Below are 23,195 nucleotides of genomic sequence, written 5' to 3' on the forward strand. Positions count from 1 at the left end.
CGGCACCGGCCGGGCCATTGTTCAGCCCTGAGCGGGTTTGCGATATCCGAGCTGCCACACGTCGAGGTATCCGGAGCGGAATCCGGCCTCGCTGTAGGCGAGGTAGAACTCCCACATGCGGCGGAAGCTCTCGCTGAAGCCCAGTTCGCGCACCTCGTCCCAGCGGGACAGGAAGCGCTGCCGCCAGTGCCGGAGCGTGGTCGCGTAGCTCGGGCCGAAGGAGTGCCGCTCGGTTCGCCGAAGCCCCGTGTGCGCGTCGAAAGCCGTCTCCAGCGCCTCGATCGAGGGCAGCTGACCGCCGGGGAAGATGTACTTGTGGATCCAGGTGTAGCTGCTGCTGGTGGCCAGCATCCGGTCGTGCGGCATGGTGATCGCCTGCACGCCGATCCGGCCTCCCGGCGCCACCAACCGGTCCAGCGCGGTGACGTACTCCGGCCAGTACTCGCGTCCGACGGCCTCGATCATCTCCACGCTCACCACCGCGTCGAACTGCCCGGTGACCTCCCGGTAGTCGGCCAGCCGCACCTCCACGCGATCGGCCAGGCCCTCCTCGGCCAGCAGCTTCTGGGCGAGCCGCTGCTGCTCGGCGGACAAGGTCAGGGTGGTCACGCGGGCACCTCGACGGGCGGCGCGCCCGGCCAGCGCACCCCACCCGGTGCCGATCTCCAGCAGTTCGGTGCCTTCGCCGACGGCGGCGAGGTCCAGGATCCGGTCGATCTTGCGGGTCTGCGCGGTGCCGAGGTCGTCGCCGCCGGGCGGGAACAGCGCCGCCGAGTAGGTCATCGTCTCGTCCAGGAACGTCGCGAAGACGTCGTTGGACAGGTCGTAGTGCCGGTGGATGTTCTCCCGCGCGCCTGCGAGCGTGCCCCGCTCGGCGCTGGGCTGGCGGGCGTCGACCCAGCGCCGGGCCCGTTGCAGCGGCGCGGGCACGAGCGTCGCGATCCGCGCGGCGAACGGGGTCAGCAGCTCCGCCGGTTCCGGGCTGGTCCACTCACCGGCCATGTAGGACTCGCCGAAGCCCACCTTGGCGTCCGCCCCGAGGCGGTGGAAGAACGCCGCCGGGTCCTCGACGCGCATGAGCGGCGAGTCGGGGCGGCCCGCGCCCAGGACCTCTCCGCCGGCGAGCGCCACGCGCACCGGCAAGGTGCGCACCGCGTGCCGGAACAGCCGCTCGGCGATGGCGGCGCGGACCGGTGATCGCGGCGGCCCGCTCAGCAGGTCCCACGGTGGGGTGGCGCTCGCGCTGTGCTGCGCGGCGGTGGTCGTGGTGGTCATCGGACTCCTTCCTGATGGATGTGCGGGGTGCGGCGGAAGCGGGGAGCCCGCCGCAGCCACAGCGCGATTCCGCGACGGCGGATCAGCGCGGAGATGCGCCGCGGGGCGAGCGGATGGCGCAACGCCGCGCGCACCAGTCCCGCCGCGTTCGCCGGGCGGCGATGTCCCGTCATCGCGGCGCGGAACGCGACCCGGTCGCCCTGGATGAGCTCGACGCGCAGCCGCAACCGGTCGCCGGGCGGATCCAGCTGCATCCGGTAGTGGCCCTCCGAGGACAGGAAGGGCGAGACGTAGAACCGCTTCCCGACCTCACCCACTCCGTCGGCGTCGGGTCGCAGCAGGTAGCAGTGCCTCTCGCCGTAGGTGTTGTGGACCTCGGCGACCACGCACTCCGGTGATCCGTCCGGTCGGTGGCACCAGAACACCGTGAGCGGGTTGAACGCGTGGCCCAGCACCCGAGCTCCCGCGAGCATCAGGACCCGGCCGCCCCGGAGGTCGACGCCCTGCAGGGCGAGCCAGCGATCGAGGTTGTCGCGGATGTTGCGCCGCGGGTCGCCGAGGTGGTCGCGCGCGTCGAAGCTGATCAGCGGGCGCAGCGGCCGGGGCAACCGGGGCAGGTCGTCGAGGTCGACCAGCCAGGTGTGCGCCCGGTACCGGAAGCGGTCCCGTGGCTCCACCTCGCGAGCGTGGGTGATCACGACGTCGTAGAGGTCCACGGTCACCACCTCGATCCCAACGCCGCGGCCGCCCGCACCCCGGACAGGCAGCCGTCCTCGTGGAAGCCCCATCCGTGGTAGGCACCGGCGAACCGCAGCCGGTCGTCGCCGATGGACGGCAGCTCTGCTTGTGCCGCAACGGATTCCGGGGTGTAGATCGGGTGGCGGTAGGAGATCTTCGCGAGCACGCTGCCCGGATCCACCTCGGCGTCGCCGTTCAAGGTCACCACGTGGTCGGCGGGTTCGGAGAGGCCCATCAGCCGGTTCATGTCGTAGCTGATCCGGGCACCGCCCGAGTCGCCCGAGCACCCGTTCTTGAGGTAGTTCCAGGACGCTCGCGCTCTCCGGTTGGACGGGAGCACGGACCCGTCCGTGTGCAGCAGCGTTGAGTTCTCCGAGTACCCGAACGCCCCCAGCGCTCGCCGTTGCGCGGCGGTCGGCTCGGCGAGCAGGCGCAGCGCCTGGTCGGCGTGGGTGGCCACGACCACGCGGTCGAACTCGTGCACCTCGTCGTCGGCGGTGCGGACCTCCACCCGGTCGTCGAGCCTGCGCACCGAGCGGACCGGCGTCGCGGTGCGCACCGCGTGCAGCCCGTCGGCGATCCGCCGCACGTACTCGCGGGAGCCGCCGACGACGGTGCGCCAGGTCGGGGAGCCGCTGACCGACAGCATCCCGTGGTGCCGCAGGAACTCGAACAGGTAGCGCGCCGGGTAGCGGCCGCTGGTGCCCGGACCGGCGGACCAGACCGCGGAGACCACCGGGATCGCGAAGTGCTCGGCGAAGTGCTGGGAATACCCGCCGTCGGTGAGGAACTCGGCGAGCGTGCGCTGGTCGTCGCCGGGCCCGTCGAGCAGTTCCGCGGCCTGCCGGTGGAACCGCGGTACCTGCGAGAGCGTCCGCAGGTACCGGAGGTCACCGACGTTGCGCGCGTGCGGGAACAGCCCGCGCAACCGCTTGGCGCCTGCGTACTCCAGCCCGCATCCCCGGCACCGCACGCTCAGCGACATCTCGGTGTCCCGGGTCAGCACCCCGAGCTCGCCGAACAGCCTGAGCAGCTGCGGGTAGGTGCGCTCGTTGTGCACGATGAACCCGCTGTCGACGGCGATCGTGCGGCCGTCGCCGGTGCGCACGTCGTGGGTGTGGGCGTGCCCGCCCAACCGGTCCTCGCCCTCGAAGAGCACCACGTCGTTCGCGCGGGACAGCAGGTGCGCGGCGGTCAGCCCGGACACCCCGGCGCCGACGACCGCGACGCGTCCCCCGCTCACCGCGAGCACCCCATCGCGGCGCAGTCATCCGCGAAGGCGGCGACCTGCGCGTTCCACTCCCGGACGTGGCGGAGCATCGCGTGACCGGAGCCCCGGATCACCTGCCGCGAGACGATCGCGCCCGCCTGCCGGGCGCGCACGGCGTAGGCGGCGGAGCTCTGAGGCGAGGTCGTCAGGTCCCGGTCCCCGTGCACGATCCGCACGATCCGGCCCGTGAGCTGAGAGACGGGGTCCTGGTCGGTCGTCCACGGCGCCAGCGCGCACGCGCCGATCACGTCAGGTTCACCGGCCAGGCGCAGGGCGACGCGCCCGCCCATCGAGTGCCCCAGGAGCGCGATCCGGCCGCCCGGGTGCTCGGCGCGGATCACCTCGACGGCCCGGCGGGCGTCGCCGACCGCGTCGAGGGCGGGTTCGTTCCAGCCCCGCACCCGGTTGCGCAGCACCCACACGGCGGTGTCCGGCCGCTGCGCGGCGCGGGCCAGCGGGAGCATCCTCCGGTAGGCGAAGTGGGCGGCGCGCACCGGTGCGGCGCTGACGGGCCGCCCGCCGTGCAGCACCAGCACCACGGTCCGCGGCTGCGTCGAGGGCGATGTCAGCACCCGCAGGTTCGGTTCGTGCATGCCCTGGATTCGTCGCCGGTGCCCGTGCGGATTGCCCGTGTGACCACCGACACTTCGACCAGTCCGCAGCGGTGCCCGCGCCGAATTCGAGGCAGGAGGCATCCGACCCGGGAGGTGAGCGTGTCGCTGGTGAGCACGACCCGCAGCGGAGCTGCGAACATCATGGAGGAGATCGTCGACGGCACCTTCGGGATGCCGCTGCCGATCGGGGTGCGCGCGTGGGACGGCAGCCACGCCGGTCCCGCGTCCGGACCGCAAGCGGTGCTGCGGAGGCGGGCCGCGCTGCGGCACTTCCTGTGGAGCCCGGGCGAGCTGGGGCTGGCGCGCGCGTTCGTCTCCGGCGATCTCGACGTCGATGGCGACCTCACCGACGGCCTTCGCCGCTGCTGGGCGGCGGTGCGCAGGCACGGCCTCGACGGCTGGCGGATCGGTGCGCGCGGGTGGCGGGAGATCGCGTTCGCCGCGCTGCGCCTGGGGGCCATCGGCCCCCGGCCTAGCATCCCGGCGGCGGAGGCGCGGATGTCCGGCGGGCTGCACACCCGGCGGCGCGACCGGGCCGCGATCGCGCACCACTACGACGTGGGCAACGACTTCTACGAGCTGCTGCTGGACCCCTCGATGGCCTACTCCTGCGGCTACTTCCGGACCGGCGGCGAAGACCTGGCCGCCGCGCAGGAGGCGAAGCTGGAGCTGATCTGCCGGAAGCTCGGTCTGCGCGAGGGGACGCGCCTGCTCGACGTCGGCTGCGGCTGGGGGTCGCTGCTGCTGCACGCGGCTCGGCACCACGGGGTGGAGGCGACCGGGATCACGTTGTCGCGCAGCCAGTTCGAGCACATCCAGCGCCGCGTGGCGCAGCTCGGGCTGCAGGGGCGCGTGCACGTGCGGCTGCAGGACTACCGGGAGCTGACCGACGAGCCCTACGACGCGGTGGCCAGCGTCGAGATGGGCGAGCACGTCGGCGATGCCCGCTACGACGAGTACGTGGCGACCCTGCACCGGGTGCTGCGCCCGTGCGGGCGGCTGCTGCTGCAGCAGATGTCCCGATCCGGGTCGGCTGCGGAGGGCGGCGGCGCGTTCATCTCGTCCTACATCGCCCCGGACATGACGATGGTGCCGGTGGGACGCACGGTGGACCGGATCGAGGCGGGTGGTTTCGAGGTGCGCGACGTGGAGGCGATGCGGGAGCACTACGCGTCCACGGTGGACGCGTGGACGAAGGTGCTCGACGAGCAGCGGGAGCGCGCGCTGCGGTTGCTCGGCCCCGAGCAGTACCGGGTGTGGCGGCTCTACCTGGCCGGCGGCCTGCTCGCCTTCGAGGAGAACAGGATGGGCGTCGATCAGATCGTTGCGGTGCGCCCCGACGAGCGGGGCGTCAGCGGGATGCCTCCGGTGCTGCGGGAGGCGGTGCGATGAGCCCCTTCGCCCTCCCCGCAGCGCTCGCCGTCGCGGTGCTCGTGGTGACCGCGACGTTCGCGGTCGCCCGGCTGCGCGGGCGCTACGACACGATCGACACCGCGTGGGGAGCGGGTTTCGCGGTCATCGCGGTGGTGTCGTTCGCGGCCGGGTGGACCGGTGCGCTGCCCGCGGCGCTGGTGGCGGTGTGGGGAATCCGGCTGGCGGTGCACCTGCACCGGCGCAACGCCGGGCTCTCGGAGGACCCCCGCTACGTGGAGATGGCCGCACGCGCGCGCCGGTTCCCCGCGCTGCGGATGTTCGCGCGCGTCTACCTGGTGCAGGGCCTGGTGATGTGGATCGTCGCGATGCCCGTGCTGTCGGCCGCTCCCGGCATCGGCGCGTGGAGCGTCGCCGGGGCCGCGGTCTGGCTGGTGGGGATGTTCTTCGAGGTGGTCGGCGACGAGCAGCTGCGGCGCTTCCGGGCCGATCCCGCCAACGCCGGGGAGGTCCTCGACACCGGGCTCTGGCGCTACACCCGCCACCCGAACTACTTCGGGGACGCCTGCGTCTGGTGGGGCGTGTACCTGATGGCCTGCCAGCACTGGCCAGGACCGCTCACCGCGCTCTCGCCGCTGCTGATGACCTGGTTGCTCGCGAGGGGTTCCGGGAAGCCCATCCTCGAACGCGGGTTGCGCGAGCGGCGCCCCGCCTACGCCGACTACGTCGAGCGCACCAGCGGTTTCCTGCCGCTGCCGCCGAAACGTCGGTGATCGGAGGGCAATCCCGGAAGGCACCCGCGACGAAGGAAGGGCATGAGATCACCCGCGATCCGCGCCTTCTCCGGGGTGCTGGCCGTCGTGTCCGCGCTCGCCGCCGGGCACCTGCTGGCCGGCCTGGTCGAGCAGAACGCCTCCCCGTTCCTCGCCGTGGGCAACAGCGCGATCGACCTGACCCCGCAACCGCTGAAGGCGCTGGCCATTCGGTGGTTCGGCGAAGCGGACAAGCTGGTGCTGCTGGCGGGGATGGCGGTGGTCATCGGGGTGCTGGCGGTCGTCGCCGGACTGGTGTCGCGACGCGGTCCCGCGCCCGGAGCGGTGCTGATCGCCGCGTTCGGGATGCTCGGCGTGGCGGCGTCGATCGCCCGCCCGGACGTCGGCGCGTTCGGGCCGCTGCCGTCGCTCCTCGCGATCCTCGTCGGGGTCGGCGCGTTCGTCGCGCTGCTGCGCACCGACCCCGGCACCGCGACGGGACGTCGGGCTTTCCTGCTCACCGCAGGCGGTCTCGCGGCGGGCTCGCTGATCGCGGGCTTCGGCGGTACCGCGCTGGCGCGGCGACCCGCGGGCCGCGCGCGCGAAGCACTCGCCGGCCGCTTGCCCGCGCCGCAACCGGTTCCGGCCGGTGCGGACTTCGCCCGCGCGGGCACGCCGACGTTCCGCACCCCGAACGCGGACTTCTACCGGGTGGACACCGCTCTGGTGGTGCCTCGGGTCGATCCGGACGCGTGGCGGCTGCGGGTGAGCGGCATGGTCGGGCGCGAGCTCGAACTGTCCCTCGACGACCTGCTCCGCCGCCGCCAGGAGACGAGGACGGTCACCCTCACCTGCGTGTCCAACGAGGTCGGTGGCCCGTACGTCTCGACCGCCGACTTCACCGGGGTCCCGATCCGGGACCTCCTGCGCGAGACCGGTGTGCTCCCCGGGGCCGAGCAGGTCTTCAGCACCAGCGAGGACGGTTACACCGCCGGGACGCCGATCGCGGCGCTGACCGATCCGGATCGTCCGGCCCTGCTCGCCTACGGCATGAACGGGCAGCCGCTGCCCGCCGAGCACGGTTTCCCGGTCAGGATGGTGGTCTCCGGCCTCTACGGGTTCGTGTCGGCCACCAAGTGGCTGACCGACCTGGAGCTGACCACCTTCGACCGGCAGACCTACTGGGAGCAGCGCGGTTGGGCGCAGCAGGCGCCGATCAAGGTGCAGTCCCGCATCGACCGGCCGAAGCCGTTCGAGAAGGTCCCGGCCGGGCGCTTCACCGCGGCGGGCACCGCGTGGGCCCAGCCGCACGGCGTGGACCGGGTGGAGGTGCGGGTCGACGGCGGCCCGTGGCGGGAGGCGCAGCTGTCCACAGAGGTCTCGGGGCACACCTGGCGGATGTGGAGGGTCGAGCTCGACCTGCCCTCCGGCGGGCACACCGTGGAGTGCCGGGCCACCGACAGGACCGGGGAAACCCAGACGCCGCAGCGGGTTCCGACGGTCCCGGACGGCGCCACCGGATGGCACTCGATCTTCTGCACCGCGATCCGGTGAAAAACCCCGCTGCGGGACCAATCCCGCGCGGAACCTGCCCCGAATCCCCTGTGACAGACGATCGACAGAGGAGATGATGGTCGATGACCGCACTTCGCCGCAGCGCCCTCGGCGCCGGTGCAGCGCTGCTCACGTTCGGACTGGCCGCGTGCGGAGGGATGTCCGAGCAGCCGCCGGCAGACCAGGGACAGGCACCTCCGCCCCCGCCGCCCTCGCCGGCCGCGCCGATGCAGCAGGGCATGACCACGGCCTCGGACGTGTTCGGGCCGGGCTGCGCCCAGGTCCCGACCGATCCCGCCAACCCCGGCTCGGTGCAGGGCATGATCGATGACCCGGTCGGCACCGCGGCCTCGAACAACCCGCTGCTGACCAAGCTGACCGCCGCGGTCAAGGCCGCCGGTCTGGTCGACACGCTGAACAAGTCCGATGCGCAGTACACCGTGTTCGCCCCCGCGGACCCGGCGTTCGACGCGATCCCGCCGGAGAAGCTGCAGGCGATGCTCTCCGACCCCGCCCAGAAGGAGGCGCTGACCAGCACCCTGACCTATCACGTGGTCCCGCAGCGGATGACCGCCGACGACCTGTCCAAGGCGGGCAGCGTCGACACCGTCCAGGGCGGGAAGGTCCAGGTCGAGGGCTCCGGCGACCAGCTGAAGGTCAACGGTGCGAGCGTGCTGTGCGGCAACGTCCCCACCGCCAACGCGACCGTCTTCGTCGTCGACCAGGTGCTCATGCCTCCGCAGTGATCCGCTCCGGCACGGGCGGGCTCGGTTCGATCACCGGGCCCGCCCGTACTGCTGCGATGCGGGGATACGGGTGTGGGTGATGAAATTCGCGGCTCTGTTTCGTCCACGTCATTTTTCTGTTAAAAAAACAGTACAAGCGTTCTGCATTTCCCCCGACTGCTGAGGAGACCCGCCCGTGAGCCGAGAGTCGGAGGGCCTGCAGCTGACGGCCGACGTCTACGAGTCGATCCAGTTGCGCGACGGGCACCAGCCCGAGTTCAGCCAGGCCGTCTACGAGGTCCTGGAGTCGCTCGAACCCGCGCTCGCCCGCAACCCGGAGTACCTGCGCTCGGGTGTGCTGGAGCGGCTGTGCGAGCCGGAGCGGCAGATCATCTTCCGCGTGCCGTGGACCGACGACTCGAACGAGGTCAAGGTCAACCGCGGTTTCCGCGTCGAGTTCAACTCCGCGCTCGGGCCGTACAAGGGCGGGCTCCGGTTCCACCCGTCGGTGAACATCGGCGTGATCAAGTTCCTCGGGTTCGAGCAGATCTTCAAGAACGCGCTCACCGGGCTGCCGCTGGGCGGCGGCAAGGGCGGCTCCGACTTCGACCCGAAGGGCAAGTCCGACGCCGAGATCATGCGCTTCTGCCAGTCGTTCATGACCGAGCTGCACCGGCACCTCGGCGAGTACACCGACGTGCCCGCGGGTGACATCGGCGTCGGGCGGCGCGAGATCGGCTTCCTGTTCGGCCAGTACAAGCGCATCACCAACCGCTACGAGTCGGGCGTGCTCACCGGCAAGGGCCTCAACTGGGGCGGTTCGCAGGTGCGGACCGAAGCGACCGGCTACGGCACCGTCTACTTCGTCGAGGAGATGCTGCGCGCTCGCGACGACGGCTTCGACGGCCGCCGCGTCGTGGTGTCCGGTTCGGGCAACGTCGCCATCTACGCCGCGCGCAAGGCCGAGGAGCTCGGTGGCACCGTCGTGGCGATGTCGGACTCCGGCGGCTACGTCGTGGACGAGAACGGCATCGACATCGAGGCCGTCCGCGAGCTCAAGGAGGTCCGCGCCGGCCGGCTCAAGGAGTACTCCGAGGACCACCAGAACGCCCGGTTCATCGAGGGCGGCTCGATCTGGGACGTGCCCTGCGCGATCGCGCTGCCCTGCGCGACCCAGAACGAGCTCGACGACGAGGCCGCGCTCGCCCTGGTTCGCAACGGCGTCGTCGCGGTCGGCGAAGGGGCGAACATGCCCACCACGCCGGGTGCGGTGAAGGTCTTCCTCGACGCGGGCACGCTGTTCGGCCCCGGCAAGGCCGCCAACGCCGGTGGCGTGGCCACCTCGGGTCTGGAGATGCAGCAGAACGCGTCCCGCGACTCGTGGCACTTCGACTACACCGACGCCCGGCTGTCGGAGATCATGGCCGACATCCACCAAGGCTGCCTGGAGACCGCCGAGCTCTACGGGTCCCCCGGCAACTACGTGCTCGGCGCGAACGTCGCCGGGTTCACCAAGGTCGCCGACACGATGCTCGACCTCGGCGTCATCTGACGGTCGAGCACCCCGCCACACCGGCCGCGCGCTTCCGCGAGGCGGTCCAGCCCGGCATCGCCGAAAATCACGGAGCTGGACCGTCACGCCGGAGCCCTCCTGCGCATCGGACGGTTCGTGATCGAAACGCGAGAAGTGCAGCGTCCGGAGGAGGGGGTCGTGCCGCGCAGCGTCTACCAGCGGCTTCGGCACCCGCGCGACCCGAGGCTCCGCGGCCTGATCCGGCTCGCCACCCGCACCGCGGAGAGCAGCGGCCGGTACCGGCTGATGGGCCTGGCCGGTGAGGCCGCGTTCTTCACCCTCACGTCGCTGCCCCCGGTCCTGCTGAGCGTCGTCGCCACCCTCGGTTACGTCGCCGGCTGGCTGGGCCGCGACGACACCGTGCCCGCCGTGGAGAACGCCCTCGTGCAGGGCGCCGGGACGGTGCTCTCGCCACAGGCGATCGACCAGCTGCTGCGCCCGGTGCTGCACGAGGTGCTCGGTTCGGGGCGCGCGGGGATCATCTCGATCGGTTTCGCGCTCGCGCTGTGGTCCGGTTCGACGGCGCTGAACGTCTACATCGACACGATCTCGGTGGTCTACGGCCTCGGCGGCCAGCGCGGCGTGGTGCGCCAGCGGCTGATGTCGGTGCTGGTGTACGTGGTGGGCCTGCTGGTGGCGCTGGTCCTGCTGCCGCTGCTGGCGGTCGGCCCGTCGGTAATCGCCGGGTGGGTGCCGCAGGCGACGGGGCTGGTGTACGGGCTGTACTGGCCCCTCATCGTGCTCGGCTCGATCGCCTCGCTGAGCACTCTCTACATGGTCTCGGTCCCGATCCGCTCGCCGTGGCACGAGCACGTCCCCGGTGCGGCGGTCGCGCTGCTGGTGTGGCTGGCGGGCAGCTTCGGGCTGCGCGTCTACCTGGACGTGAGCCTGGAGAACTCGCCGGTCTACGGCGCGCTGGCCGCTCCGATGGGCGTGCTGCTGTGGCTGTACGTCACGGCCTTCGCCGTGCTGCTGGGCGGTGCGGTCAACGCCGAGCTCGATACCGTCCAGCCTTCCCGCACCATCGCCACCGCGCGGCGCGCCATCCGGGAGCAAGGGGAGACGGCGTGACCGCGCGGCCGAATGCGATCATCGTGTGCGCCGCTCGCAGGTGCGGCGCATTGGCCCTCTGGTGGAATCGCCTCCACCGATGAGCTGCGGGAGACTTCCGGCGTGACCGAGCGGGTCGACACCGACCGAGACCTGATGACCGCCGCCCAGCGGGGCGACGGCGTGGCGTTCGACGAACTCGTCCGCCGGCACACGGCCACGATGTACCGGGTCGCTTTCCGCGTCCTCGGCGACCGAGCCGAGGCGGAGGACGCCGTGCAGGAGGCCTGGGTGTCCGCCTGGCGCTCCCTCGGTCGCTTCCGCGGCGACGCCGCGCCCACCACGTGGCTGTACCGCGTGGTGACCAACTCCGCGCTCGGTCAGGCCCGCAGGCGCCGGGCGGTCCCGATGGACATCAGCGACGAGTCGATGAACCACCTCCTCTCCGATGACGGGACCGGCAACCCGGAGGGCCAGGCGGTGCGTTCGGAAGAGGCCGATCTGGTGCGCCGGGCGATCGCCACCCTCGAACCGTCGCAGCGGGTGCCGCTGGTGCTCCGCGAGTTCGAAGGGATGTCTTACGAGGAGATCGCCGAGGTGCTAGAGGTGAACACCACCGCGCTGCGGTCCCGGTTGCACCGCGCGAGGTTGGCACTGCTGTCGAGGTTGGAGGAGATGCGCCGTGGGTGACTTTCCCCTCGACCCCGATCACGTGCTGGCGTGCGGGCACACCCTGGGCGAGCTGGTCGAACACCTGGCCGGGGACTCGACGCGGGAGTTCGCGGCGCACGTCGCGGGATGTTCGCACTGCCGCGCCGCGCTGGACCGGCTCGGTCCGGGCTGGGCGCCGGTGCGCCGCGCGGCCGCGGTGTCGGTCGAGCCGCCGCACGGACTGATCGACCGCGTGCTGGTGAGCACCCGGCAGGCCCGCGCGGTGACCGCGGGTGCGTCGATCGAGATCGCGCAGGACGGCGGGTCGCTGCGGGTGACGCCGCACGCCGCGCAGGTGCTGGCGAGGCGGTTGACCGCGGACCTGCTCGAGCGCAGGGGTGGTGCGCGACTGCTGTCCTGCACCGGTGATTCGCAGGAGATCCGGGTCGAGATCGCGGTGAGGTACGGCTCGGACGCTCCCGAGCTGGCCGCGCGAGTCCGGGAGGACGTCGAGGCCGCGCTGACCGACGTGCTCGGCACGGGCGCGCCCCCGGTGTGGGTGCGCATCGCCGACGTGGTCATCCCCGAGCAGCCGTGATCACGTCTACGATGTGAGTCACGTCTCAGTTCCGCCACGGGCTCGCGGGGACGTGCATCTGATCTTCCGTCGGCAGCGGTTCGGCCCGGCTCGCGGTTCCCGCGACCGGTCGGCCGCGAGCGATCGAGCGGAAGGATGCACCCACGATGGCGCAGTCGAGCGGAAACACCACCCAGCGCAGCGAAACCCAGGACGTCACGTCGGGTTCGCTGGCCACCGGCTCCGGCGCGGGCCAGGTCCGGGCCGCCGAGGAGACCTCGCACGGCAAGACCACGATCGCGGCCTCCGTGGTGCAGAAGATCGCGGCGCTCGCCGCGCGCGAGATCTCCGGCGTGCACGCGATGGGCGGCGGCGTCTCCCGCGCGTTCGGCGCGATCCGCGAGCGCATCCCGGGCGGTAGCGGCACCTCGTCGACCTCCGGCGTGCAGGTCGAGGTCGGGGAGAAGCAGGCCGCCGTCGACCTGGACATCATCGTCGAGTACGGCGCGTCCATCGTCGAGATCGCCCGCGCGGTGCGCCGCAACGTCATCAACGGCGTGGAGCGGATGACCGGGCTGGAGGTCATCGAGGTCAACATCGCGGTCAACGACATCCACCTGCCCTCCGAGGACGGCGAGGCGAGCGACGGCGTCTCCGCGGGCCAGTCCTCCCGGGTCGAGTGACCGCGGATCGCGGGAGCACCGGGGTGAGCGCCGTCGACCGGGTCGCCGCGGCCGTGCTCGAACACCCGGCGGTGGCCGGGCTGCACGGCGGGAACTTCGGGGACATCACCACCTACCTGCCCGGTCGGCGGGTCGCCGGCGTGCGGCTCGCCGACGCGGACGCCGCCGCGACCGTCGGGGTCGTGCTGCGTCTCGGGGACCCGCTCCCGGAAATCGTGGAGCAGCTGCGGTCTCGCGTGGTGGCCGTGCTCGGCGACGTTCCGGTGGACGTCGAGGTCTGCGGCGTCGTCGCCCCCGGCGAGGACGCCCCGGGCGAAGGCGCTGCGGGAGCGGGCGGCGCGTGATTTCGCGCGACCGGGATCCGGAGGCGCGGAGTCGCTACCGGGCTTTCGTCCGCGCCCACCACCCCGACGCGGGTGGTGATCCGGAGGTGTTCGCGGCGGGTCTGGAGCACTTCCGGGCTCGCGCGCGGCCCAGCGACGACCGCCCCGACCGCTATGACGGGCCGGTGGAAGTGGTGCCGGACGCCGGCAGCGTGTCCGGCCTGGTCAAGCGGGTCAGGGCATGGCGGCGGCGCAGGAGCCGGAGCCGGGTGCGGTGACCGGTCGATCGATCAACAGGAGGGCAAGGCGGATGAACGGGACGCAGACCGGGGCGCTGGCCGGGTTGATACTCGGACTCGCCGCTGCGGCAGGCGGTTTCACGGGGTTCCTGATCGCGCTCGTGCTCGGGGCGATCGGGCTGCTCGTCGGCAGGGTCCTGGACGGGGAGCTGGACGTCGGCGACGTCCTGGGCCGGGGCAAGGACCGATGAGCGCCCCCGCCGAGGAGAAGGACGCGGGCGAGCGCGGCTCGCTGGAGATCGATCGCGCCGTGCTGCGCAAGATCGCCGAGCACGCGGCCTCCGGCGTCTCCGGTGTTGCGCGCACCCGCCGCGGTCCGAACGCGAAGCTCACCGGCCCCGACGAGGAGCTGCGGATCCGACTGGACCTGCCCGTGCGCTACCCGGAACCGGTGCGCGACACCGTCCGCGCGGTGCGCGGTGCGGTGAGCGAGGAGCTGACGAGGCTGGCCGGCGCCGGAGTGCTGAACGTGGAGGTCACCGTCTCCGCGCTGGTGCCCGCCGCCCGACGAAACCGAGTGGAGTGAACCGTGCGCTTCGTCGTCCGATTGCTCACGTCCCTGGCCGGTCTGGTCGCGATGGCCGCGGGAGCGGTGCTGATCGTGGAGGTCGTCGCGGCCTGGGCGAGCCCGGGTTCGGGCGGTGTCCTGGTGCCGTGGCCGGCCGCGCGACCGGTGCTGGCGCGCGTGGCCTGGCAGGAGCCGCCGGTGCTGGGGATCGCCGCCGGGTGCGCGCTGATCGGCATGGTGCTGCTGGTGATCTCGCTGCTGGCGGGACGCCGGGTGGTCCGGCTGCTCGACCCGGCACCCGAGGTGACGGTGACGACCGACCCGCGCTCGCTGGCGCGGCTGGTCGGGCACCGGGTGCGCGCCGAGGACGGCGTGGCGCGCGCGGTCGTGACAGCGCGCCGGAAGCGGGTGCGGGTCAAGGTGACCGGGAGGTTCCGCGCGGTCGGTGACCTGCGCGACCGGGCGGCCGAGACCGCGTCCGCCGCGGTCGGAGGTCTGCCGCTGCAACGCAGCCCGCGCGTGTCGGTTTCGGTCTCCCCGGCGAAGGAGCGGTGATGGCGCAGCACAACGCCGAGGTGCGGCCCAGCCGCACGCCGGTCGGACGATCCCTGGCCTTCGAGCGCTCGCTGCTGGGCGTGCTCGCGATCGTCCTGCTGGCCGCTGGAACCTCGGCCCTGGTGGTCGGTTTCGGCCTGCTGGGGAGGTTCCGCGCGGCCCGCCCGGTGCTGGATCCGCTGCTGGAGGACTGGATCAGCGCGCACCGCGTGCCTTTCTTCGTCGCGGGCCTCGTGCTGGGAGCGGTGCTGATCGTCGCCGGGATCTGGTGGCTGCGGCGGTCGTTGCGCCCCGAAGGGCGGCCGAGCGTGCCGCTGCGCGACGAGACCGGCGGTTCGGCCACGATCGCCTCCGGCGCCCTGGCCGACGCGGTGCGCGGTGACGCCGAGCGGGTCGCCGGGGTCAGCCGCGCTCGGGCGCGGATGGCGGGAACCGAGCAGCGACCGCACCTGCGGCTCGCGCTGTCCTTGCAGGACGGCGCCGACGTGCGCGGTGTGTGGGCCGAACTGGACGAGAAGGTCCTGGGCCGCGCCCGCAGCGCGCTGGGCGCCGAACGGCTGCCGACCGCGATCCACTTCCGCTTGGAGCGCGAGGCCGGCAGCCGGGTCAGCTGAGCGATCAGAGCTTGAGGACCTTGGTGGTGTGCCGGAACGACCAGAGGACCACCACGGCCGCCAGCGCCGTCAGGGGAGTGCCCATGGCGATCTTGGCGAAGGCCAGCCAGCCGGTGGAATCGGCCTGGTAGAGCCATTCCTTGACCACGAAGCGGCCCGCGAACACCAGCAGGACCGCCAGCGACGCGAGGTAGTGCGCGCGCAACGCGGAGCGGTTCTGCCGCCAGGGGTTCTTCCCGCCGTGCAGGGCGTTCCAGATGACACCGGTGATCGGGCGGCCCGCCAGCATCGTGGCGAGCACGACGACCGCACCGGCCAGGCTCGCCCAGATCCCGATGAGGAAGAAGTCCTTGGCCGACCCGGTCCACGCCGCGACACCGCCCGCCACGGCGATGGCGAGGACACCGCCGAGCGCCGAGGACAGCTTCTCGCCGCGCAGCACCCGGAGTCCGGTCAGCGCCAGGGCCACGGCGAGCGCGATCCCGATCGACACCGTCAGCGGCAGGAACGAGGTCGCGGTCACGAACACCACGACGGGCAGCGTCGTGAACAGCATCCCGAGCGGCCCGCCGAGGCCGTCGAGCATCGCCTGCTTGACGTCGATCGGTTCGTCGTCGGTCGCGGGAGGCCGGGGCTCTGCGTTGATCATTTCGCGTCTCCTATGTGCTGGGTGAGGAAGCGGTCCGCAGCGCGGAACATGGTGATGACGTTCTCCGGGTTGACGATCGCGTGGCCCTCGTCGGGGAACACCAGGTACTCGACGTCGAGCCCGTTGTCGCGCACCGCCCGCACGATCAGGTCGGACTCGTTCTGCACGACCCGCGCGTCGTTGGCGCCCTGGATGACCAGCAGCGGCGAGCGGATCTCGGCGGCGCGGGTGATCGGGGAGCGGGCCAGCATGTCGGCTTCCTGCTCCGGGTCGGCGGGATCGCCCACGTAGCGGAACCAGTTGTTGACCAGGCCGGGTTTGACGAAATCGGGCTGGGTGCGCATGAAGTTCGCGAGGTCGGAGATGCCGACGTAGTCGACGACCGCGGCGAAGCGATCCGGCGTGAAGGTGGCTCCGACCAGCGCGGCGTAGCCGCCGTAGGACCCGCCGAAGATCGCGACCCGGTCCGGGTCGGCGTAGCCCTGCTCGACGGCCCAGTCCACGCCGTCGATGAGGTCGTCGTGCATGGCTCCCGCGAACTCGCCGATCGCGGCCTGGGTGTGGGCCTTCCCGAAGCCCGTCGAACCCCGGAAGTTGACCTGCAGCACCGCGAATCCGCGGTTGGCCAGCAGCTGCACCGCCGCGTTGAAGCCCCAGGCATCGCGCGCCCACGGTCCACCGTGGACCACCAGCACCAGCGGGAGCTTCGACGGCTCGACGCCGACCGGGAGCGTCAGGTACGACGGCAGTTCCAGCCCGTCGCGGGCGGTGATGGTCACCGGCGTCATCGGCGCCAGCGCCTCGGGGTCCAGGTGCGGGAACGGCCGGAACAGCAGTCGCCGCTCGCCCGTGGCGTGGTCGTAGAACCAGGTCGCGCCCGGATCGCGGTCGTGGGTGAAGGAGACGATCCAGCGCTGCCCCGAGTCGTCGGAGGAGAGCTCGCCGACATCGCCGTCGGAGAGCTTCTCCAGCTCCGCGAGCACGTCGGCGAAGTGCGGGTCGAGCGGCCGGATCACCTGGCGCTCGCCCAGGTAGCGGGCACCGAGCAGCTCGCCGCGCCGGTCGCGGATCAGCGTCTCGGGCGCGAGGGGGAACACCTGCGGGCGCGGGTCCAGGTCGAACTCCGGGTGGCTGTCGACCTCGGTCTCGGCCCCGGTGGCCAGGTCGATGCGGACCAGCCGGGTGCGGTCGGTGCCCTCGTTGGTGCCGAACCACATGCCGCGCCCGTCGGGCGTCACCTGCAGCAGTGCGCCCACCGGGTGGTCGATACCGGGGAACAGCCGCACGCGCTGCAGCGCGCCGTCGGCGGAAGGCCGGGCGATCTCGACGTCGCCGTCGGCCGTGAGCGAGCTGGCGAGCAGCTCGCCGCCCGCGGCCGGGAACCAGGTCATGCCCGGTCCCGGGCTCTCGCCGAGCAGCGTGAGCTCGCCGGTCGCCACGTCGAGCTCGTGCAGGTCGAACTCGGCGGGGGTGCGCGCGTTGAGCAGGAGCGTGAGCTTGCCGGGCCGGTCGAGGGAGGGGTCGAACGAGACGACCCGGGCGCCGGGGAACGGCGTCAGGTCGACGGCGGGCTGACCGGGGGCGTTGATGTCCGCCCGGTGCAGGTGCCAGTTCTCGTCGCCGCCGGTGTCCTGCAGGTAGAGCAGCCAGCGCGGGTCGTCGGTCCACTGGAAGCTCTGCACGCTGCGGGTCTCGTCGGCCGTCACGCACTGCGGCTCCGCGCCGGGTTCGAGGTCCTGCACCCACACGTTGAGCCGGTGCTTCCAGGGCGCGAGGAACGCGAGCCTGGTTCCGTCCGGCGAGATCCGCGCCCGGGTGCGCTGCGGTTCGGCGAAGAGGTCCTCGACCGGGAGGTGGTCGGGTCTGGTCATGTCATCCCCCTGGGATCGTGGCGTGGGTCCAGCAGAAGGTGTGCCGCTGCGTCACGCTCAAGTCACCGGCATGGTGATGTGCATCACTCTTGACCGTGCCGCAGCGGCACAGTTTTGACTTGAGGGCGCAAACGCCGTGGAGACGAGGAGAGACCTGGTGGCCTGGAGCACTCGCGAAATCGCCGAGCTCGCCGGAACGAGCCTGCGAGCCGTGCGGCACTACCACGAGGTCGGCCTGCTCGAAGAGCCGGAACGGCGGTCCAACGGCTACAAGCAGTACGGCGTCGCGCACCTGGTGCGCTTGCTGCGCATCAAGAGGCTGGTCGATCTGGGGTTCTCGTTGTCCCAGATCGCCGGCATGGGCGACGCCGACGACCACCCGGAGGAAGCCCTGCGCGCTCTCGACGCGGAACTCGCCGCCACCATCGAACGACTCCAGCGCGCACGCGTCGAGCTGGGCCTCATCCTGCACCAGGCCTCGCCCACCGACCTGCCACCGGAGCTCGGATCGGCCGCCGCGGGAACCGAGATGACCGATGCCGACCGCTCGTTCCTCGTCGTGGTCTCCCGCGTCCTGGGTCCGCAGGGCATGCAGGCCTACGTGGACATGCTGCAGAGCAACCCCGGTGAGGACGCGTCCCCGGCGTTCGACGAACTGCCCGCCGACGCCGACGAGGAGACCCGCGAGTCCGTGGCCGCGGAACTCGCCGAGGCGACCCGCGGCCTCTACGAGAAGCACCCGGGCCTGCTCGAACTCGGCGCGGACGCCCCTGGCGGCTCCCGGCACGCCTGGATCACGGCGGGCAAGGCCCTCATCGACCTCTACAACCCGGCCCAGATCGACGTGCTGCAACGAGTCCACAAACTCGTCCACGACTCCTGAGCCGCGGCGGGTATAGGACACGGCGGTTGACGGGGTCGTGCTTCGGGTGTGTGCTCGCGATGAGGTGATCAACTGTGCGCATTCACCGATCTCGCCGCCCCGCAGGGATTCTCGGACTCGTGCTCGCCGCGGTGGTCGCGTTGCCCGCGACGGCGTTCGCCGCTGACCCCTGGAACGGGGATTTCGCGGACTTCCCCGGCGATTCCTGGTCGCAGCGGTGGGGAGTCGTCGACGACGGGCAGTTCGGGTTCGACCGGATGTCCGGCCAGGACGGTGCCGTCGACGTCTTCTACGGGCAGGGCTCCTCCGCTCCCTCCTGCGACGACTGCCCCAGCGAGGGCGGCGGCCAGTTCTACAGCGACTTCACCGCCGCCGGACGCGGTGACTTGGCCGAGGCGCGCAGCCTCCGGCTGACCTACCAGGCGAAGTTCCCCGCCGACTGGGACTTCGGCAAGGGCGGCAAGCTCCCCGGGCTCTACGGCGGCGCACCGGGCGAAGCCGGCGGCGGCAACCACGGGCAGGCCTGGTCGACCCGGTTCATGTGGCGCAACGACGACGGTTCCGGTGCGCGCAGCGCCGACGGTGAGGTCTACGTCTACGACCCGTCGATGGGCGACGGCTACGGCGAGGACGTCGGTCGCGGAGCCTGGCAGTGGCAGGCCGATGATCAGTGGCACACCGTCGCGCAGACCGTCGACCGCGACACCGGGCGGATCGTGGTGAGCGTCGACGGGCAGCAGGTGCTCGACCAGCAGGGCATCGAGCAGATCGGCGACATCCCCTTCGCCGGGATCTTCTTCTCGACCTTCTTCGGCGGTCACGCCACCGAGTGGGGTCCGAGCCACGACGTGCACGCCCGGTTCCGCGATTTCGAGGTCACCACGCCCTGATCGATAACGAGCCGGCGGCGGTTGCGCGAATGGGCCTGCCGCACTCCGGCCGGGACGGGATGATTCCGATCGAGAAGCGCTCCAGCGCTCAACGGATCGGGAGGGGCCCGGGTGAAGGAACAGGCGAAACGACGCGCGCTGTGGGTGGTGGTGACCGTGGGGTTGGTGCTCGGTGCCGCTCCTGCTCATGCGGGTGGAGAAGTTTTCATGAGAACTTCCCCACCTCGGGACCCGGACACCGCGGTGCAGCGGACGTTCGAGACGGCAGCGGACGAATTCGGCGTCCCCGCAACGCTTCTGATGGCGACCTCCTACCAGCTCACCCGGTGGGAGGACCACCGAGGTGAGCAGAGCCGCGCCGGCGGGTACGGGCCGATGCACCTCACCGAGGTCGACCTCGCGCAGCTGCGCGAGCAGAACCCGAAGCTGCGCAAGCTCGCCGACCACCCCGCGCTGCACACGCTGCCGGAGGCCGCGGCGCTGCTCGGCGTTCCGGCCGAGTCGCTCAAGCGGGATCCGGAGAGCAACATCCGTGCCGGTGCCGCGCTGCTGGCCGAACGCGCCAAGCAGCTCGGCGGCGGGGAGCTGCCCCACGACCTCGGCGGCTGGTACCCGGCGATCGCCGACCTCAGCGGCAGCCCGCAGGTCAGCGGTGCGCAGGACTTCGCCGACAGCGTCTACGACGTGCTCGGCCAGGGACGCGCTCGTACCACCTCCAGCGGGCAGCACGTCTCGTTCAGCCAGACCCCCGAGGTCACCCCGAACCGCGACCTCGCCCGCACCGGGCTCGCCACGGACGAGTCGGAATCCCGCGCCGAGTGCCCGGAATCGCTGGACTGCCGGTACATCCCGGCCGCCTACGCGCCGACCGATCCCGAGGACCCGTCCGCCGGGTACGGCAACTACGACACGGCCGACCGGCCCGACGACGTCGAGATCGACTCGATCGTCATCCACGACACCGAAGTCGCCTACCAGACCGCGATCTCGCTGTTCCAGGACCCGGCGCACGGTGCCGCCGCGCACTACGTGATCCGGTCCTCCGACGGCGAGGTCACGCAGATGGTGCCGACCAAGGACATGGCCTGGCACGCCGGTAGCTGGGACCGGAACATGCGCTCCATCGGCATCGAGCACGAGGGCTGGGCCAACGAGGGCGGCACCTGGTACACCGAGTCGATGTACCGCTCCTCGGCGAAGCTCGTGCGGTACCTGGCCGAGAAGTACGACATCCCGCTGGACCGCGAGCACATCGTGGGCCACGACGAGGTCAGCGCGGACAAGCCGTCGGGCGCGGGCACCGAGCACTACGACCCGGGTCCGTACTGGGACTGGGCGCACTACATGAACCTCGTCGGAGCACCGCTCGACGGTGACCGGGGCGAGGGTGAAGCGGTCACGATCTACCCGCGCTTCGACACCAACCAGCCGCCGGTCTCCGAATGCCCGGACGGCGCCTGCCAGGACCTGCCCGCCCAGCCGGCGAACTTCCTCTACCTGCGGACCGAGCCGCGCGACGACGCGCCGCTGCTGAGCAACCCGGCGGTGCACCCCGACGGCGCACCCGGCACCACCCGCATCGAGGACTGGTCGGCCAAGGCCGCGACCGGTCAGCGCTACGCGGTCGCCGAGCGGAAGGGCGACTGGCTGGCCATCTGGTTCGACGGCAAGAAGGCGTGGCTGCGCGATCCGGGCGGCGAGAACACCGCGCCCGCCGAGGACGCTGATCTCGTCGAAGCCCGTCGCGACGGCATCCCGACCTACGGCTTCGCGGCCCCCTCGCCGCGCGAGTACCCGGAGGGCATCGATCCTCGCGAGATCGAACCGCTGCCGTACGCGATCCCGGCCGGTCAGGTCTACGTCGCCGGTGATGGCGTGCGCGCGACCGACTACAACGCGGTCTACGACGGCGTCGAGGACCCGAACAACCACACGGTGATCAGCGGAGCCGAGCAGTACGTGCGGATCTCCTACAACCACCGCTGGGTCTACGTGAAGCGCGCCGACATCAAACCCGCCCCCTGACCCACCCGATGCGGTGGCCCGGCAGGGCGGTCACCTCGGCATGTCCCAGTTTTAGTCCTAATCAGGCCGCTTTCGTGCCCGAAATGTCGGCTCAGTTTGGACTAAAACTGGGACGTGCCCGGGGCTCCGCTCCCGACGCGCGAGGTCATCAGCCGCGTCGCCGGGCGGCCTGGTCGAGGAGCTCGCCGACGGTGCGGCTGCCCGCGGCCGTGTCCCCGTTGAAGCGGCGCAGGATCTCGATCCGCGCTTCGGCGGCTTGCCCCTGCGCGACCTGCAGCAGGAGGACGTCCTTGTCGGCGGAGGGCAGTTCGGTCATCCAGGCGCCGAGCGCCTTCGGGTCGAGGGGTTCCTGCAGCGGCGTGCTGTTCTCGGTCGCCACGGCCAGCAGGTCCTCGTCGAGCCGCAGGAACTCCGCGAGCGCCAGCTGGGCGGCGGTGAGCTGCCCGAGTCCGGGCGGCACGACCGGTTCGGGCTCGTCCTCGGCGCTGGTGTCGAAGGCGAACTCGTCGCGCTCCCAGGTCCCGTACCCGGCGAGCCACGCGATGTAGAGGGACCGCAGGTCCCCGGCGACGATCTCGTCGCGGACCTCGGCGAGCCGGACCAGCAGGCCGTCGTGGTCGGCCTCGGGGGATTCCTCGTCCTCGCTGGTGAAGTCCAGCACCACGTGCTCCTCGGAGCTCCACACGTCGACCCGTTCGGCGACCTCGAACTCCTCGGCCACGGCGTCGTCGAGGTCCCCGCGCGCGACGCGGATCATCAGCCGTCGCGTTCCCCAGCTCGTCACGTGCAGGTGCGCGTCGTAGTAGGACTCGACGAGCACGTCCGGATCGCCCCGGAACTCGTCCTGCTCGTACGTGGCGGTGAAGGTGGTGCCGGTGATCGAGGCACGGGCGGAGATCTCGCGCACCTCGGCCTGCTCCTCATCGCTCAGCGGCCGGTCGACCGAGAGGAACTCGTAGTGCTGGTACTCGCTCACCGAAAACCCCGCAGCTCCTAGGGAACACCGAGCCGCCAGGCTACTCATCGACGGCGTCGAGCGGACGAACGGCTCGTATCGTCCGGGCTTCGCCCGTTGGGATTACTGGCCGCGAACATCCTCCGGGGCGCTGGTAAGTATCGATCTCCGGGCGAACCGGACTGGTTCGCTTTCCCCGAATCATCGTCATGTCCCGGAGGACCCATCATGAGACGCGCTCGCTGGATGCTGAGTGCACTCGGCGCGATGGCCGCCTTGTCGGTCGTGCCCGCGCTGCCTGCCTCTGCCGATTCCGTGCTCATCACCAAGATCACCAACGTGGCCGACAAGTCGCGCTGGGTGGTCAACGGTGAGAGCTCCGCGGTCGGCACCCTGCGCCCCCACTCGACGGCGCAACCGCGGTCGTTCGACCAGTGGATCATCGCCAAGCGGCCCGACGGCGCGGTGTCCATCCAGAGCCAGGAGAACCGCCGGTGCGTCACCGCCGAGACGCGCGCCGGAGGTGAGCTGCGCACCGTCGCCTGCGACCCGTCCAGCCCCGCCCAGACCTGGACGATGAACCGCCGCAACGACGGATCGGTCGTCATCAGCCCGAAGTCCGCGCCGCGCTACGTCGTGGCCGTCCAGCAGCCCCCGGCCAAGAACGGCTCCCTCCAGCTCACCGAACGAGAACAGGTCACCAGCAATTCCACGAAACCCGACCACAACGCCATGGACACCCAGGCCTTCAAGCTCGACCTCTGAGAAGAGCGGGAGGCGGTTGCCCCGT

Annotated in this window: 26 protein-coding genes; 19 read left to right on the plus strand and 7 right to left on the minus strand. The window is 71.6% G+C overall.

What is annotated here, in order from left to right:
- Window positions 1-21 precede the first annotated feature (21 nt).
- Genes ACYVF3_RS16140 through ACYVF3_RS16155 form a run of 4 tightly spaced genes read right to left on the minus strand, consistent with a single transcriptional unit; the run spans window position 22 to window position 3,876 of the window.
- A complete protein-coding gene (locus ACYVF3_RS16140; protein WP_461155049.1) occupies window positions 22-1,275 on the minus strand; it encodes a class I SAM-dependent methyltransferase in 1,254 nt (417 codons plus the stop codon).
- Entirely contained in the window at window positions 1,272-2,000 is a 729-nt protein-coding gene (locus ACYVF3_RS16145) for a DUF1365 domain-containing protein (RefSeq protein ID WP_461155050.1), read from the minus strand. Before ACYVF3_RS16145 ends, ACYVF3_RS16140 begins: the two co-directional genes overlap by 4 nt.
- Window positions 1,994-3,256, minus strand: a complete 1,263-nt coding sequence (locus tag ACYVF3_RS16150) for an NAD(P)/FAD-dependent oxidoreductase (RefSeq protein ID WP_461155051.1) — start codon at window positions 3,254-3,256, stop codon at window positions 1,994-1,996. Before ACYVF3_RS16150 ends, ACYVF3_RS16145 begins: the two co-directional genes overlap by 7 nt.
- A complete protein-coding gene (locus ACYVF3_RS16155; protein WP_461155052.1) occupies window positions 3,253-3,876 on the minus strand; it encodes an alpha/beta hydrolase in 624 nt (207 codons plus the stop codon). The genes ACYVF3_RS16150 and ACYVF3_RS16155 overlap by 4 nt, the downstream gene beginning before the upstream one ends.
- Before the next feature lie 162 nt (window positions 3,877-4,038).
- Here ACYVF3_RS16155 and ACYVF3_RS16160 point away from each other — a divergent pair, with 162 nt between their 5' ends.
- From ACYVF3_RS16160 to ACYVF3_RS16230, 15 genes are all read left to right on the plus strand, one after another.
- Window positions 4,039-5,289 (plus strand): class I SAM-dependent methyltransferase, encoded by a 1,251-nt coding sequence (locus ACYVF3_RS16160; RefSeq protein WP_461155345.1) that lies wholly within the window; start codon window positions 4,039-4,041, stop codon window positions 5,287-5,289.
- Window positions 5,286-6,041, plus strand: coding sequence for a DUF1295 domain-containing protein (locus ACYVF3_RS16165; protein WP_461155053.1), 756 nt, complete (start codon window positions 5,286-5,288; stop codon window positions 6,039-6,041). The genes ACYVF3_RS16160 and ACYVF3_RS16165 overlap by 4 nt, the downstream gene beginning before the upstream one ends.
- Window positions 6,042-6,083: 42 nt before the next feature.
- Window positions 6,084-7,574, plus strand: a complete 1,491-nt coding sequence (locus ACYVF3_RS16170) for a molybdopterin-dependent oxidoreductase (RefSeq protein WP_461155054.1) — start codon at window positions 6,084-6,086, stop codon at window positions 7,572-7,574.
- A gap of 83 nt (window positions 7,575-7,657) precedes the next feature.
- Window positions 7,658-8,320, plus strand: coding sequence for a fasciclin domain-containing protein (locus tag ACYVF3_RS16175; RefSeq protein WP_461155055.1), 663 nt, complete (start codon window positions 7,658-7,660; stop codon window positions 8,318-8,320).
- 175 nt (window positions 8,321-8,495) lie between these two features.
- Entirely contained in the window at window positions 8,496-9,851 is a 1,356-nt protein-coding gene (gene gdhA / locus ACYVF3_RS16180; RefSeq protein ID WP_461155056.1) for an NADP-specific glutamate dehydrogenase, read from the plus strand.
- Window positions 9,852-10,010: 159 nt separating this feature from the next.
- The gene (locus ACYVF3_RS16185) at window positions 10,011-10,943 is read left to right on the plus strand and encodes a YihY/virulence factor BrkB family protein (protein WP_461155057.1); all 933 of its coding nucleotides are present in this window, start codon (window positions 10,011-10,013) and stop codon (window positions 10,941-10,943) included.
- A 102-nt stretch (window positions 10,944-11,045) separates the two neighbouring features.
- Window positions 11,046-11,612, plus strand: a complete 567-nt coding sequence (locus ACYVF3_RS16190; protein ID WP_461155058.1) for an RNA polymerase sigma factor — start codon at window positions 11,046-11,048, stop codon at window positions 11,610-11,612.
- Complete coding sequence (locus ACYVF3_RS16195) at window positions 11,605-12,171, plus strand: anti-sigma factor (RefSeq protein WP_461155059.1); 567 nt, start codon at window positions 11,605-11,607, stop codon at window positions 12,169-12,171. Before ACYVF3_RS16190 ends, ACYVF3_RS16195 begins: the two co-directional genes overlap by 8 nt.
- A gap of 146 nt (window positions 12,172-12,317) precedes the next feature.
- A complete protein-coding gene (locus ACYVF3_RS16200; RefSeq protein WP_461155060.1) occupies window positions 12,318-12,833 on the plus strand; it encodes an Asp23/Gls24 family envelope stress response protein in 516 nt (171 codons plus the stop codon).
- A gap of 23 nt (window positions 12,834-12,856) precedes the next feature.
- Window positions 12,857-13,177 carry a hypothetical protein gene (locus ACYVF3_RS16205; protein WP_461155061.1) on the plus strand — a complete coding sequence of 107 codons (321 nt, stop codon included), beginning with the start codon at window positions 12,857-12,859 and terminating at the stop codon, window positions 13,175-13,177.
- On the plus strand, window positions 13,174-13,434 hold the full coding sequence (locus ACYVF3_RS16210; protein WP_461155062.1) for a hypothetical protein: 261 nt from the start codon (window positions 13,174-13,176) through the stop codon (window positions 13,432-13,434). The genes ACYVF3_RS16205 and ACYVF3_RS16210 overlap by 4 nt, the downstream gene beginning before the upstream one ends.
- A 32-nt stretch (window positions 13,435-13,466) precedes the next feature.
- The gene (locus ACYVF3_RS16215; RefSeq protein WP_461155063.1) at window positions 13,467-13,646 is read left to right on the plus strand and encodes a hypothetical protein; all 180 of its coding nucleotides are present in this window, start codon (window positions 13,467-13,469) and stop codon (window positions 13,644-13,646) included.
- Window positions 13,643-13,981 (plus strand): Asp23/Gls24 family envelope stress response protein, encoded by a 339-nt coding sequence (locus ACYVF3_RS16220; RefSeq protein ID WP_461155064.1) that lies wholly within the window; start codon window positions 13,643-13,645, stop codon window positions 13,979-13,981. Before ACYVF3_RS16215 ends, ACYVF3_RS16220 begins: the two co-directional genes overlap by 4 nt.
- Before the next feature lie 3 nt (window positions 13,982-13,984).
- The gene (locus ACYVF3_RS16225) at window positions 13,985-14,518 is read left to right on the plus strand and encodes a DUF6286 domain-containing protein (RefSeq protein WP_461155065.1); all 534 of its coding nucleotides are present in this window, start codon (window positions 13,985-13,987) and stop codon (window positions 14,516-14,518) included.
- Entirely contained in the window at window positions 14,518-15,132 is a 615-nt protein-coding gene (locus ACYVF3_RS16230; RefSeq protein ID WP_461155066.1) for an Asp23/Gls24 family envelope stress response protein, read from the plus strand. The genes ACYVF3_RS16225 and ACYVF3_RS16230 overlap by 1 nt, the downstream gene beginning before the upstream one ends.
- A gap of 4 nt (window positions 15,133-15,136) precedes the next feature.
- Here the strand turns inward: ACYVF3_RS16230 and ACYVF3_RS16235 are convergent, their stop codons facing one another.
- Window positions 15,137-15,781: a DUF3159 domain-containing protein gene (locus ACYVF3_RS16235; RefSeq protein WP_461155067.1), complete on the minus strand. Its 645-nt coding sequence runs from the start codon at window positions 15,779-15,781 to the stop codon at window positions 15,137-15,139.
- Window positions 15,778-17,652, minus strand: a complete 1,875-nt coding sequence (locus ACYVF3_RS16240) for a S9 family peptidase (protein ID WP_461155068.1) — start codon at window positions 17,650-17,652, stop codon at window positions 15,778-15,780. Before ACYVF3_RS16240 ends, ACYVF3_RS16235 begins: the two co-directional genes overlap by 4 nt.
- Window positions 17,653-17,809: 157 nt before the next feature.
- Here ACYVF3_RS16240 and ACYVF3_RS16245 point away from each other — a divergent pair, with 157 nt between their 5' ends.
- The 3 genes from ACYVF3_RS16245 (at window position 17,810) to ACYVF3_RS16255 (ending at window position 21,450) form a co-directional block, all read left to right on the plus strand.
- Window positions 17,810-18,535, plus strand: a complete 726-nt coding sequence (locus ACYVF3_RS16245) for a helix-turn-helix domain-containing protein (protein ID WP_461155069.1) — start codon at window positions 17,810-17,812, stop codon at window positions 18,533-18,535.
- Between the two features lie 74 nt (window positions 18,536-18,609).
- Window positions 18,610-19,425, plus strand: coding sequence for a polysaccharide lyase (locus ACYVF3_RS16250; RefSeq protein WP_461155070.1), 816 nt, complete (start codon window positions 18,610-18,612; stop codon window positions 19,423-19,425).
- A 207-nt stretch (window positions 19,426-19,632) separates the two neighbouring features.
- Complete coding sequence (locus ACYVF3_RS16255) at window positions 19,633-21,450, plus strand: N-acetylmuramoyl-L-alanine amidase (protein WP_461155071.1); 1,818 nt, start codon at window positions 19,633-19,635, stop codon at window positions 21,448-21,450.
- A gap of 148 nt (window positions 21,451-21,598) precedes the next feature.
- Here ACYVF3_RS16255 and ACYVF3_RS16260 read toward each other — a convergent pair whose 3' ends face one another.
- Window positions 21,599-22,426: a hypothetical protein gene (locus ACYVF3_RS16260; RefSeq protein ID WP_461155072.1), complete on the minus strand. Its 828-nt coding sequence runs from the start codon at window positions 22,424-22,426 to the stop codon at window positions 21,599-21,601.
- A gap of 207 nt (window positions 22,427-22,633) precedes the next feature.
- Between ACYVF3_RS16260 and ACYVF3_RS16265 the strand changes: the two genes are divergently transcribed.
- Entirely contained in the window at window positions 22,634-23,170 is a 537-nt protein-coding gene (locus tag ACYVF3_RS16265; RefSeq protein WP_461155073.1) for an RICIN domain-containing protein, read from the plus strand.
- Window positions 23,171-23,195 lie beyond the last annotated feature (25 nt).

This window comes from Saccharopolyspora tripterygii (assembly GCF_054778355.1).

What these genes read in the sequence shown, in the direction of transcription:
- ACYVF3_RS16140 (WP_461155049.1), bottom strand. Translation starts at nt 1,275, where the DNA reads ATGACCACCACGACCACCGCCGCGCAGCACAGCGCGAGCGCCACCCCA.
- ACYVF3_RS16155 (WP_461155052.1), bottom strand. Translation starts at nt 3,876, where the DNA reads ATGCACGAACCGAACCTGCGGGTGCTGACATCGCCCTCGACGCAGCCG.
- ACYVF3_RS16160 (WP_461155345.1), top strand. Translation starts at nt 4,039, where the DNA reads ATGGAGGAGATCGTCGACGGCACCTTCGGGATGCCGCTGCCGATCGGG.
- ACYVF3_RS16165 (WP_461155053.1), top strand. Translation starts at nt 5,286, where the DNA reads ATGAGCCCCTTCGCCCTCCCCGCAGCGCTCGCCGTCGCGGTGCTCGTG.
- ACYVF3_RS16170 (WP_461155054.1), top strand. Translation starts at nt 6,084, where the DNA reads ATGAGATCACCCGCGATCCGCGCCTTCTCCGGGGTGCTGGCCGTCGTG.
- ACYVF3_RS16175 (WP_461155055.1), top strand. Translation starts at nt 7,658, where the DNA reads ATGACCGCACTTCGCCGCAGCGCCCTCGGCGCCGGTGCAGCGCTGCTC.
- ACYVF3_RS16200 (WP_461155060.1), top strand. Translation starts at nt 12,318, where the DNA reads ATGGCGCAGTCGAGCGGAAACACCACCCAGCGCAGCGAAACCCAGGAC.
- ACYVF3_RS16215 (WP_461155063.1), top strand. Translation starts at nt 13,467, where the DNA reads ATGAACGGGACGCAGACCGGGGCGCTGGCCGGGTTGATACTCGGACTC.
- ACYVF3_RS16220 (WP_461155064.1), top strand. Translation starts at nt 13,643, where the DNA reads ATGAGCGCCCCCGCCGAGGAGAAGGACGCGGGCGAGCGCGGCTCGCTG.
- ACYVF3_RS16230 (WP_461155066.1), top strand. Translation starts at nt 14,518, where the DNA reads ATGGCGCAGCACAACGCCGAGGTGCGGCCCAGCCGCACGCCGGTCGGA.
- ACYVF3_RS16235 (WP_461155067.1), bottom strand. Translation starts at nt 15,781, where the DNA reads ATGATCAACGCAGAGCCCCGGCCTCCCGCGACCGACGACGAACCGATC.
- ACYVF3_RS16240 (WP_461155068.1), bottom strand. Translation starts at nt 17,652, where the DNA reads ATGACCAGACCCGACCACCTCCCGGTCGAGGACCTCTTCGCCGAACCG.
- ACYVF3_RS16255 (WP_461155071.1), top strand. Translation starts at nt 19,633, where the DNA reads ATGAGAACTTCCCCACCTCGGGACCCGGACACCGCGGTGCAGCGGACG.
- ACYVF3_RS16265 (WP_461155073.1), top strand. Translation starts at nt 22,634, where the DNA reads ATGAGACGCGCTCGCTGGATGCTGAGTGCACTCGGCGCGATGGCCGCC.